This window comes from Tenacibaculum crassostreae (genome assembly GCF_964512405.1).
Taxonomy (GTDB): domain Bacteria; phylum Bacteroidota; class Bacteroidia; order Flavobacteriales; family Flavobacteriaceae; genus Polaribacter; species Polaribacter crassostreae.
The window spans coordinates 423,363-435,149 of sequence record NZ_CAZELE010000005.1 but is presented as its reverse complement, the minus strand read 5'-3'; the positions used below and the strand labels follow the sequence as shown (position 1 = coordinate 435,149).

Here is an 11,787-nt window from a genome sequence, read left to right as displayed (position 1 = left end):
AAGTAACTAGTTACAAGTTAAAGCTTTGCTTTTTAACAAAACATTAAGAATTAGTTTAAAGTCATTTTTCCAATTTTTTGATGACCAGATAACCAAGCAGTATTGCTGTCAATAAATTGAATAGCGTAGTAACCTTCTTTACTAATTTCTTTCCAAGTATGTCCACCATCATTAGAAAATGATATGCCTGTTTTACCAACAGCAATGACTTCTTGTCCGCTAGTATTTGGTACATATTGAATACAGCTTTTATAACTCGGGTTTTGATTTTCTGCGACTAGTATCCATGTTTTTCCACCATTAGTAGTCACAGCTTTGTTAGCACAATTGTCATCAGGTTTTGCATAATTACCACCAATAGCAATACCGTTATTTTCATCATAAAAATCGATAGAGTAGATACCTTGAGGGCCATCTCCTTGAATAATTGGAGTATCGAAAATTTCCCAAGTAGTACCAAAATCAGTAGATTTTAAGATTCTAGCTTTTTTTCCGCCAGAACCAATCCACACTGTTTTGTTAACTATTGCAATATTGGTGTTGCTTGCCGCAAAAAATGCTTCACCTTCTTCAAAAATAGGTAGTTGTGAGCACGAAAGTTTTTTCCAAGTATTTCCCCCATCACTTGTAAGAATTATAGAAGCACAATTTTCAGTAGGGTCGCCAACTGCAATACCATGTTTTCCATCAGCAAAAAACTTCATACTATCATAAAAAACTTTTTCATGTTGCTCTGTATATACAATACCTTTATTATCTCCTGTTACTTTATATAACAATGCTGGATTAGCTACACTAAGAGCAAATAAATCTTTTCCGTTGGAAGCAATACTTCTGAAGTGCGGAATAATTGAGTCTTGGTATTTTAATATGTAATTATTCCATGTTTTTCCTCCATCGGTAGTTTTTCCAATATCGCCTCTCGAACCTGCATAATAAACTGTATTAGAATCTATCACATGAATAGCTCTAATACTTGTACTATCGAGTTTAAATTCGGTAATATTTACATTATTGATGGTTCTAGGAGTGTGCTTTTTTTCTGTTTTACAAGAAATTATTAAAAAAGAGATTAAGAAAAGTGCTGATAATCGTGTCATTTTTTTGATATTTTTACAGAACTAAAAATAGACAAATCAAACCTAAAATTGATGAAAAAAGCCCTAGTAATTTCTGGTGGAGGCAGTAAAGGAGCGTTTGCAGGTGGTGTAGCTCAGTATTTAATGAAGTACGAAAACAAGAATTATGATATGTTTTTAGGTACTTCAACAGGTAGTTTAATGGTTTCGCACTTAGCGTTGGGTATGGTTGATGAATTAAAAGAGTTATATACTTCGGTTGATCAAAAAGCTATTTTTAGTAACAGTCCGTTTAAAATAAAAACAGTTCATGGAGAAAAAGTGATTTCAATTCGACATAGAAATACTTTTTGGAACTTTTTAAATGGACGTAAAACTTTTGGTGAAAGTAAAAACTTACGAAAGCTCATAAAAAACAGCATCACCAAAGAAATGTATGATAAGATTAGAGAGCAAAATAAAGAAGTTGTGGTAACGGTTTCTAATCTTACAGCGAATCAAATTGAATACAAGTCTATTTTAGAATGTGAGTATGATGACTTTTGCGATTGGATATGGGGTTCGTGTAATTATGTACCTTTTATGAGTTTGTTAGAAAAAGATCACCATCAATATGCTGATGGAGGTTTTGGTAGTTTAATTCCTATTCGTGAAGCTATTGCTAGAGGAGCCACAGAAGTTGATGCTATTATTTTAGCCACAGAAGTAACACAAATAAATCGTTTACCAGCAAAAAATCCGTTTTCGTTAATGATGGATACGTTTGATTTTATGCTTGAAAATGTTGAACGACACAATATAACTATAGGGAAATTATCAGCTAAACAAAACAATGTAAAGCTAAACTTGTATTATACACCAACAGTGTTAACAACCAATTCACTAGTTTTCGATAAAGAAAAAATGAAGAAGTGGTGGAAATCTGGATACAACTATGCAAAAAGATTAGATGAGGAAAAAATGAGCGAGTTTAGACCAGAAATGGTAGATAATCAAGATATTGAAGAAGGATTAGAAAACAACTAAGTATGAAATTTGGAAAAGTTGAGCATCCAGAATTAATTGATTTCTCGTTACCAAAAACGCATCAAAAAACAATTAATTTATTACAGTCTTATGAAAAAAATGATAAACCTAATGTATTTGTAGGTTGTGCTAAATGGAACAAGGCAGATTTAAAAGGATTTTACCCAAGAGGTACAAAAGATGAATTAGAATATTATTCAAAACAATTTAATTCTATTGAACTAAACGCGACTTTTTATCGTCAATTTCTAGCAGAGCAATTTGCAAAATGGAAAGCTAAAACTCCTGATAATTTTAAGTTTTTCCCAAAATTAGGTCAAGAAATTAGCCATTGGAAACGTTTAGAAGGCGTTCAAAATGCTGTTAATATTTATTTAGATAATGCATCTCATCTTGAAGAAAAGTTAGGAACTATCTTTTTGCAACTGCATTCTAATTTCGGAACTAAAAACTTTGACAAACTACAGAATTTTGCTGTTAGTTGGCCTAAAGGAATTCCGTTAGCTATTGAAGTTCGTCATCCTGATTGGTTTGAAGATGTTGTTGCATTTGATGAATTTACACAATTATTAGAAGAGAATAATATCGTCAATGTTTTGGTAGATACTGCAGGTAGGAGAGATATGATGCACATGAGATTGACAAACAACGAAGCTTTTGTTCGTTATGTGGGAGCAAATCATCCGTCAGATTATACTCGTTTAGATGATTGGGTTTTGAGGTTGAAAGAATGGAGCGATTTAGGGTTGCAAAACATTCACTTTTTTATCCATCAGAATTTAGAAGTAGAATCGCCTTTATTAGCGGCTTACTTTATAAAGAAATTAAATAAAGAACTAGGAACAAATTTGAAAATCCCTAATGAAGATAGTAACTCACAACCAAGTTTGTTTTAAAGTAAAAATCCAGCTGATTAGCTGGATTTTTTATTAATATTCTTTAAGCTTATTTAAGTTCTACATACATATTGTTGTAATCAGGAAGTATCATATTAGAATTCCATGAAGGAGAAAACTGAGTTGTTTTTCTTGAAAAAGGAATTCTTTTAGCCCCTGTAGTTATGTATTGAATAGTTCTTTCTAACAAAGGCTCCGTTGGATCTCCAAGTACTCCTAAATTACCAGGGTCTTCATCCATAATAACTTCAGGAATAAACCCTTCAGGAGCATTTTCTCCGTTTTTATTTTGAATTTCTAATACAATAGGCTGCATTGCCCAGGTATGACTTTTTAGGTTAGGACCAGTTCTTCTAAAATTATCAGAATCATATAAGGTAATAGACCCCACGTGTTTACCATAAGTTTGAATACCTACAAGTTTTACATCAATATAAGGTTTTAGTGAATTAATAACCAATTCAGAAGCTGAAGCAGAATCATCAGAAACAATAAAATATACAGTATTTAAGTTTAGGCTATTAATGGTTTCATCTAAAACTATGTTGCCATTTCTATCTTTATTTAGAATTCTGTTGGTAAAATTATTAACTAATAAATTGGGGTCAGTTACTGCCATAACTTTATGATTCCAAACTTGTTTTGAAAACAATTCTCCAGTAAACTGACCAGTAACCATACTACCTAAATAAGTCGCAGTTTGTACTGAACCACCACCATTATAACGTAAATCGATAATTAAATCGGTAATGTTTGAAGACTTAAAATTAGCGAAAGCAGCATTTAAATTACCATCAAACTCATCTGCAAATTGATTATACATTAAATACCCTATGGTATTACTTCCTTGTGTAATTACATTGGTTACTTTAACTGGATTTTCAGTAACAAGAGATCTCGTTAACGTTATTGTTGTTCCGTTTGTTGTTGGATTACCACCGTTATAATCAGCTAAATGGATCGTAAAAGAATTAGCGCTAAATAAAGTGTTTACATTTGCTCTAGTTAAAGTTGTACCATTAACTTCTGTAATAATCATCCCTCTAGTTACACCTTTTGTATCGGCATCAGAACCTTTTACAACATCGTATACATAAACATAATAACCTCCAGAGCCATCAGCAAAATCCACTCCTTCTAATTTCATTCCTGTTGTTTCTCGTGTACCTTCAAAAGCTCGCTCTAAAGCAATATAATCATCAACAATCCAAGAATAAGTTCTGTTAGGATCTTTTGGATATTCATTAGGCATGTATAATAAACTGTAAAATAAATTTGCAGGGTTATCATATCCCGATAGGTAACTGTATAATTCTTGATCGTTGCCAAAACGACGATCACTTAAATCAGGAACTAAATCTTGCCATAGGTAATAGGCGTTTAAACCTTTCCAAACAAAATCTTGAACTTCAATTTCTTTTGGTGTATCGTCTTTTTCACTACAAGAAACAATTACTAGTGAAAATAATAGTATAAGGAGTGTTTTTAATAGTTTCATATGGGATGTGTTAATAGTAATAACAACGCAATTTAATCAATTATATTATTTTTTTTATTATTGATGTAACAAACTTGAAACTGCATCGTCGTAGTTATGTAAACCTGCTAAATAAGACGTGTTTTTATTTTCAGACTTACAAAATTAATCAACCAAACAATGAACCAATCAGACTTTTTAAAAGTTGTATTACCATTTAAAGACAAAGTCTTTCGTTTAGCGAAACGATTATTAGTTTCTACTGAAGAAGCTGAAGACGCTACACAAGAATTGATCTTTAAGTTATGGAGGAATAAAGAAAAATTGTCCGACTATAAAAATGTTGAGGCATTTGCAATGACTATGACGAAGAATTATTGTTACGATCGCTTAAAATCGAAACAAGCAAGTAATTTAACCTTAGTGCATAGCAATTATAAAGAAAAAGAAACGTCGCTAGAAAAGAAAGTAGAGTATAACGACACAGTAAATCAAGTACATCAGCTCATTGAAAAATTACCAGAACAGCAAAAAATAATCATACAATTACGTGATATTGAACAGTATGATTTTGATGAAATATGTAAAATGGTAGATATGAAACCTACCGCTGTTAGAGTAGCCTTATCAAGAGCTCGTAAAACAATAAGAGAAGAACTAATAAAAAAACATAACTATGGAGTTAGCTAACATAGAGAAGTTATTAGAAAAATACCTAGACGCAGAAACTACTTTGCAAGAAGAAAGTGTGTTGCAAGATTATTTCACATCTAACAATGTGGCACCGCATTTGCAAGAGTATAGTATGATGTTTGGTTATTTTAAACAAAGTAAAGATGAAACCTTTACTAAAACCATTCAGTTAAAACCTGAGAAAACTAAGAAGAGCTGGAAATGGTTATCGGTAGCAGCGTCAGTAGTCTTACTATTTAGTGTGTTCATGGGTAACGAAGAGTATCAAAAGTATCAACAACGTAAGCAGTTTGCACAAATTAAAGAAGCGTTGCAACTAGTTTCGGTCAATTTAAACAAAGGAAACGATGCCTTATATGCCGTTTCAAACAACCTAAAAAAAGGAAATGATGCTATTGATCAGTTAGAAACCTATGAAGAAACAGTAAATAAAGTAATAAACACCGTAAATTAATTAAGAAGTAAAACCAAGTACTTATAAACTAGAAATCATGAAAAAAGTAATATTATTATTAGCATTTGTATTCGCATCTAACCTAAGTTTTTCACAGTCAATTTTTGACAAGTTAGAAGATATTGATGAGGTATCATCAGTAGTAGTTAACAAAGATGCTTTTGAAATTTTATCAAAATTTAAAGTAGATTCAGAAGATAATGAAGCTATGGAAGTTTTTAAAATGTTTCAAGAATTACAAGAGTTAAAAGTATTTTCAACAGAAAATGCTGCTGTAGCTTCTCAAATGGAAGGAATGGTAAAATCAGCAGTTGGAAAAAGCAATTTAATCGAGTTAATGCGTGTTAAAGACAAAGATTCTCGTGTGAAAATTTATGTGAAAGCGACTAAAAACAAAGATTTTGTAAGCGAAGTATTAATGTTTGTAAAAGACAAAGACTCTAAAAAAGGTACGCCAGAATCTGTAATTGTTTCTTTAACAGGAAATATAGACATCAACAAAATGTCTAAATTAACAGAAACCTTTTCTAAAGAAGGAAAGAAAGACAAATAAAACTCACAAGCAGAGTTCTTAATTGAACTCTGCTTTTATAAAACTAAACACAATGAAAAAACTACTTATATATTCACTACTATTAGTTGCATTTGTAACGGTTTCTTGTAAAAATGAATCTTTACAAACTTATTTAGTAGAGAGTCAAGAAAAAGAAGGATTTATCACTTTTGATGTACCAGCAAGCGTATTACAATTAAGTTTAGATAAAGCTTCTGAAGAAGATAAAAAAGCTTACGAAAGCATTAAAAAGATTAATATAACAGGAGTTCCGTATAAGAACTTAGACGCAACTAGTTACGAAGCTGAAAAAGAAAGATTAAAGTCTATCTTAAAAAAATCAAGCTATAAAGAGTTGATGAAGTTTAAAAAAGACGGAGCAAATGCAGCAATCTATTATTCAGGCGATGCAGATGCAATTGATGAAATAATAGCTTTTGGTTACGGAAAAGAAATGGGAGTAGGAGTTGCACGTATTTTAGGAGAAAACATGAATCCGAGTCAAATTTTACAAATGGTGCAAAAAGCAAAAATTGATGCGGGTAACCTAGATTTAAAACAATTTAAAAAGATTTTTGATGAAAATAATACTTCATCAGAAACTACAGAATAGAGAAGAAGTCTTTTTATAAAATAACAAAAACCATCAGTTTTCTGATGGTTTTTTCTTTTTAACGGCTCATTAACAAGCCTCACAGCATATTTTCCTATTTTTGAAATCTAAATTAATTCTATATGAAGTTTCAAAAACTCCTTGTTACTGTTATTACACTTTTTTCTGTGAGTTTGTTTTCACAGACTACAAATATTTACAGAGCAGAAAAAGATAAAGTTCATAATTTAATTCATACAAAGTTAAAAGTAGATTTTAACTTTCAAGAAAAAGAAATGAATGGAGAAGAATGGGTAACGCTAAAGCCTCATTTTTATGAAACCGATAAAGTTACCTTAGATGCAAAAGCTATGGTAATCCATAAAGTAACAATGAACAATCAACCACTTAATTATAATTATGATGATTATGAGTTGATTATCGATTTACCGCGTAAGTACAAAAGAAACGAAGAGTTTACATTATACATAAAATACACAGCGCGTCCTGAAAGAGTGAAACAAAAAGGAAGTGCAGCTATAACTTCTGCAAAAGGATTATATTTTATCAATCCTACAGGCTTAGACAAAAACAAGCCTACTCAAATTTGGACCCAAGGTGAAACTGAAGCAAGTAGCTGTTGGTTCCCAACAATCGATGCTCCAAATCAAAAAACATCGCAAGAAATTTACATGACCGTTCCGCAAAAGTATGTAACACTTTCTAACGGAAAATTAGAAAAACAAACAACCAATGCTGATGGAACTCGAACCGATTATTGGAATTTCACTCAAAAACATGCTCCGTATTTATTTTTTATGGGAGTAGGAGAGTACGAGGTTATTAAAGATAAATATAAAGATGTTCCAGTAGAATATTATGTTGAGAAAGAATATGCACCATATGCAAAAGATATTTTCGGGAACACACCAGAAATGTTAGCGTTCTTTTCTAAGATTACTGGAATTGAATATCCATGGAATAAATATTCACAAATTGTAGGTCGCGATTATGTGAGTGGAGCAATGGAAAATACCACAGCGGTAATTCACGGCGAAAGAGCGTATCAAACACCAGGGCAGTTAGTAGATGAAAACGTACAAGAAAATACGATTGCTCACGAGGCGTTTCACCATTGGTTTGGTGATTTGGTCACTGCTGAAAGCTGGAGTAATTTAACAGTAAACGAAAGTTTTGCTAATTATAGTGAGTATTTATGGTTAGCACATAAATATGGGAAAGATGAAGCCGATGCGCATTTGCTTGAAGATGTTGAGGCATATAAACAAGGACAGAATTACGACAAACACTTAGTTCGTTTTAACTACGCAGATAAAGAAGATATGTTTGATGCGGTGAGTTATAACAAAGGTGGAGCCATTTTACACATGTTGCGTAACTACTTAGGTGATGAAGCTTTTTATACTGCTTTAAATACTTATTTAACCGATAATAAATACGGAACAGGGGAAGCGCATCAATTGCGTTTAGCTTTTGAAAAAGTAACAGGTAAAGACTTAAATTGGTTTTTCAATCAATGGTATTTTAATAGCGGACATCCAAAATTGAATATATCGTACGATTATAATAAGTTGCGAAAAACAGTGACGGTAAATATTATACAATCTCAAATAAACGAGTTTAAGTTTCCGTTTGCAATTGATGTTTTTGAAGGAAGCAAACGCATACGACATAATGTTTTTGTAGAAGGTAGAGATGCATCGTTTACTTTTCCGTTTACGAAACATCCAGATTTAATTCAGGTAAATGCTGATGGTGTTTTGTTATGTGATATTTCAGAAAACAAAGTGTTGAGCGATTATATCCATCAATTAAAATATGCTGAAAACTATATGCATAAAAGAGAAGCGTTGTTAGAAGTAGCAAAGCATCAAGACGATAAAAAAGCATTCAATGCAATTGCCAATGCGATGAGTGATGATTTTTATAAAATCAGGATTTTAGCGTTAGAAAACATCAATCTTATCAATAAATACTCTAAGCAAAATGTAATTGATAAAATTATGAAAATTGCGAATACAGATTCAAAAACATTGGTGCAAGCTGCAGCTATTGAAACTTTAGGAAAGCTAACAGATCCGAAGTTAAAAGCAGTTTTTGAAAAAGGGTTAGAAAGTAAATCGTACTCTGTTTTAGGAAAATCGTTAGTAGGAATGTATTATGTAGATAAGCAATTAGCGATTGAAAAATCAAAAACATTACCATCTGAAGTAAAAAAGATTATCGCAACTCCGTTAACACGTATTTATTTAGAAGAAAATGATGATGAAGAGTTGGCTTTTATTGCAAGCAATGTGATGTCGGGAATGTTTTTAAGTCAAAATAAAAAAACACAAGCGTTATATAAAAAAGCGTTTGATAAAATTTCAAAAAGTGATAATTCAGAAGCAATTGAAAATTTATCAGATGATATTGTAGCGAAAGGATTGCAATACAAACAATATAGTTTTGATAAAGTAGGGGTAAACTTGCTTCGTCAAATGGCACAATTGCAAAAATCAAACAATCCATCAAGTAAAGAAAATAATTTAAGAATTATACAAATAGCTATGGCTAAGTTACTTGAGTAAAATACCTTGCATTCATAAAGTTTAAGTTAAAAAGAATACTTAGTTTTGGCACAGAAATTGAAATTTCTTCTGAAACTTAAACTTTATGATAAAAAAAACTACCCTACTATCTATTTTTTCTGTACTAGTATTGGCTTCGTGTAGTAGCGTAAAAACTACCGAAAAAGCTATCAATTCTGGTAATTACGAAAAAGCAATTTCTTTATCTGTTGAAAATTTAGCGAAGAACAAAACGAAGGAGAAAAATCAGCCTTATGTAATCATGCTTCAAGAAGCTTTTGCAAAAGCAACTGATAGAGATTTAGCACGAATTTCTTTTTTAGAAAAAGAACAAAATCCTGAAAACTTAGAATCTATTTACAATCTTTACAAACGATTGAATAATAGACAAGAACGTATAAAACCATTGCTGCCACTTCGTATTTTATCTTCTGGAAGAAATGCACAATTCGATATGGTAAATTATGAAGATAAAATTATAGAGTCGAAAGAAAACTACGCGAGTTATTTATATGAAAACGGAGTTGCTTTATTAGAAGACGGAAGAAGCAATAAACTAAATTACAGACGAGCTTTTGATGAGTTAAGACATTTAGAAAGTGTGAGTCCGAATTATAAAGATGCACGTAATTTAATTGAAGAAGCACACGCTAAGGGAACCGATTTTGTATTTGTTTCAGTAAGAAATAGAACGAATCAAATTATTCCAAGAAGATTAGAAAACGATTTATTAGCTATTGATACCTACGGATTGGATGATTTATGGACGCAATATCACGCAAATAAAGATAGAAATATTAGATATGACTTTGATTTAGAACTAGATTTTAGAGATATTTCTATTTCGCCAGAACAGGTTCGTGAAAAAGAAGTTATTAAAGAAAAACAAATAAAAGACGGTTTTAAATATTTATACGATACTAACGGAAATATTGTAAAAGACAGTTTGGGTAATAAGATAAAAGTAGATAAGTTTAAAAAAGTTCGTTGTACTTTTTATCAGTTTACGCAATTTAAAAGTAGTAGAGTAACCGGAGTTGTAAAATACATTGATAATAGAACCAATCAGTTATTACAAAAGTTTCCTATTCAGAGCGAATTTGTTTTTGAACATGTTTATGCCGATTATGATGGAGACAAAAGAGCGTTGGAAGATTCGTTTATTAGTTTATTAAATCAAACCTCGGTACCATTTCCATCAAACGAGCAAATGGTATACGATACAGGAACCGATTTAAAACAAAAACTGAAGCATATTATATCTAGAAATAAGTTTAGAAATTAAACTATCGTCATTCCGAACTACCACTGAGTATAAACGAAGTGGTAGTGAAGGAATCTTTTTTCTTAATTAGATGATAGCCACGTCGCTTTTGCTCCTCGCTATGACGTTTACTATTTAGTTGTATTTTTACAGTGATGGATTTATTCTCACAATTTAACGATACACCTCATAATTTACTTCCAAAAGATGGAACAGTTCACTATCACGGAATTGTGTTGTCTCAACAAGAAGCCGATGCTTATTACGAGATGTTGTTAAACTCAATAGAGTGGCGAAACGATGAAGCTATTATTTTTGGTAAACGAATGGTTACCAAACGTAAAGTAGCGTGGTATGCAGAACAACCTTTTGAGTATTCATATTCTAACACCACTAAAGTAGCCTTAGCATTTACCAAAGAATTGTTGGAGTTAAAAGCGTTGGTAGAAAAAGAAACAAACGAAACCTATAATTCTTGCTTGCTGAATTTATATCATGATGGTTCAGAAGGTATGGCGTGGCATAGTGATGGGGAAAAAGATTTAAAGAAAAACGGAGCCATAGCTTCGGTAACTTTAGGAGCAGAACGTAAATTCGGATTTAAACACAAACAAACCAAAGAAGTAGTTTCGTTAGTGTTACAACATGGTTCGTTGTTGGTTATGAAAGATGAAACACAAACACATTGGTTACATCGTTTACCACCTACAAAAAAAGTTCACCGACCACGAGTGAACTTAACTTTTAGAACGATTGTAAAGTAGGTTTCGCTATCGACCTGCTAAACGCAGTTACGTTCTGGGTTTAATTTTTTTTGGTGAATTTATTCATAAAAAAGATTAAAGACAAGTAGAACGTTACCAAATTGATTTTAGCTTATGTTGTTTTGAGTTTTCCCTCGATGGGCAGCTAAAGTTGCGGGGAGTATTGAAAAAGTAAGTTTAAAAAGCAATTTGGTTTAGCAGGTCGTTGAATTGAATTTCCTGTGGGGCGAGAGTTTAAGCGGAGCGCAAAACGTAGCAACATAGGTCAGCTTTAGCTGAATTCAATACAACGGTTTCGTATAACCGTCAGTTACGGCTAAAATAGCCAAAACTTTTCGAATTAAACACTGACTTTAGCAATTCCGAGTGGATTCGGGCGTAGTCGAATCCGCCGTAAT

General features: G+C 31.9%; 11 protein-coding genes. 9 read left to right on the top strand and 2 right to left on the bottom strand.

Annotation, left to right across the window (positions count from 1 at the left end):
- Nucleotides 1-50: 50 nt before the first annotated feature.
- Nucleotides 51-1,100, bottom strand: coding sequence for a beta propeller repeat protein (locus ACKTST_RS07405; RefSeq protein WP_408047112.1), 1,050 nt, complete (start codon nt 1,098-1,100; stop codon nt 51-53).
- 51 nt (nt 1,101-1,151) lie between these two features.
- On the opposite strand from ACKTST_RS07405, the gene ACKTST_RS07400 reads away from it, so the two are divergent.
- Together ACKTST_RS07400 and ACKTST_RS07395 are read left to right on the top strand one after the other, a co-directional pair.
- Nucleotides 1,152-2,105, top strand: coding sequence for a patatin-like phospholipase family protein (locus ACKTST_RS07400; RefSeq protein ID WP_408047111.1), 954 nt, complete (start codon nt 1,152-1,154; stop codon nt 2,103-2,105).
- Nucleotides 2,106-2,107: 2 nt separating this feature from the next.
- Complete coding sequence (locus ACKTST_RS07395; protein ID WP_408047110.1) at nt 2,108-3,001, top strand: DUF72 domain-containing protein; 894 nt, start codon at nt 2,108-2,110, stop codon at nt 2,999-3,001.
- A 49-nt stretch (nt 3,002-3,050) separates the two neighbouring features.
- Here the strand turns inward: ACKTST_RS07395 and ACKTST_RS07390 are convergent, their stop codons facing one another.
- The gene (locus tag ACKTST_RS07390) at nt 3,051-4,499 is read right to left on the bottom strand and encodes a S41 family peptidase (RefSeq protein WP_408047109.1); all 1,449 of its coding nucleotides are present in this window, start codon (nt 4,497-4,499) and stop codon (nt 3,051-3,053) included.
- A gap of 159 nt (nt 4,500-4,658) precedes the next feature.
- Between ACKTST_RS07390 and ACKTST_RS07385 the strand changes: the two genes are divergently transcribed.
- The 7 genes from ACKTST_RS07385 to ACKTST_RS07355 all read left to right on the top strand — a co-directional run bounded on the left by ACKTST_RS07385 (nt 4,659) and on the right by ACKTST_RS07355 (nt 11,389).
- Nucleotides 4,659-5,168 carry an RNA polymerase sigma factor gene (locus ACKTST_RS07385; protein WP_408047108.1) on the top strand — a complete coding sequence of 170 codons (510 nt, stop codon included), beginning with the start codon at nt 4,659-4,661 and terminating at the stop codon, nt 5,166-5,168.
- Nucleotides 5,155-5,625, top strand: coding sequence for a hypothetical protein (locus ACKTST_RS07380; protein WP_408047107.1), 471 nt, complete (start codon nt 5,155-5,157; stop codon nt 5,623-5,625). Before ACKTST_RS07385 ends, ACKTST_RS07380 begins: the two co-directional genes overlap by 14 nt.
- A 37-nt stretch (nt 5,626-5,662) precedes the next feature.
- On the top strand, nt 5,663-6,178 hold the full coding sequence (locus ACKTST_RS07375) for a DUF4252 domain-containing protein (protein ID WP_408047106.1): 516 nt from the start codon (nt 5,663-5,665) through the stop codon (nt 6,176-6,178).
- Between the two features lie 52 nt (nt 6,179-6,230).
- On the top strand, nt 6,231-6,791 hold the full coding sequence (locus ACKTST_RS07370; RefSeq protein WP_408047105.1) for a DUF4252 domain-containing protein: 561 nt from the start codon (nt 6,231-6,233) through the stop codon (nt 6,789-6,791).
- Between the two features lie 122 nt (nt 6,792-6,913).
- Nucleotides 6,914-9,361 (top strand): M1 family aminopeptidase, encoded by a 2,448-nt coding sequence (locus ACKTST_RS07365; RefSeq protein ID WP_408047104.1) that lies wholly within the window; start codon nt 6,914-6,916, stop codon nt 9,359-9,361.
- An 85-nt stretch (nt 9,362-9,446) separates the two neighbouring features.
- A complete protein-coding gene (locus ACKTST_RS07360; RefSeq protein WP_408047103.1) occupies nt 9,447-10,646 on the top strand; it encodes a hypothetical protein in 1,200 nt (399 codons plus the stop codon).
- Nucleotides 10,647-10,780: 134 nt separating this feature from the next.
- Nucleotides 10,781-11,389 carry an alpha-ketoglutarate-dependent dioxygenase AlkB family protein gene (locus ACKTST_RS07355; protein ID WP_408047102.1) on the top strand — a complete coding sequence of 203 codons (609 nt, stop codon included), beginning with the start codon at nt 10,781-10,783 and terminating at the stop codon, nt 11,387-11,389.
- Nucleotides 11,390-11,787: the final 398 nt, after the last annotated feature.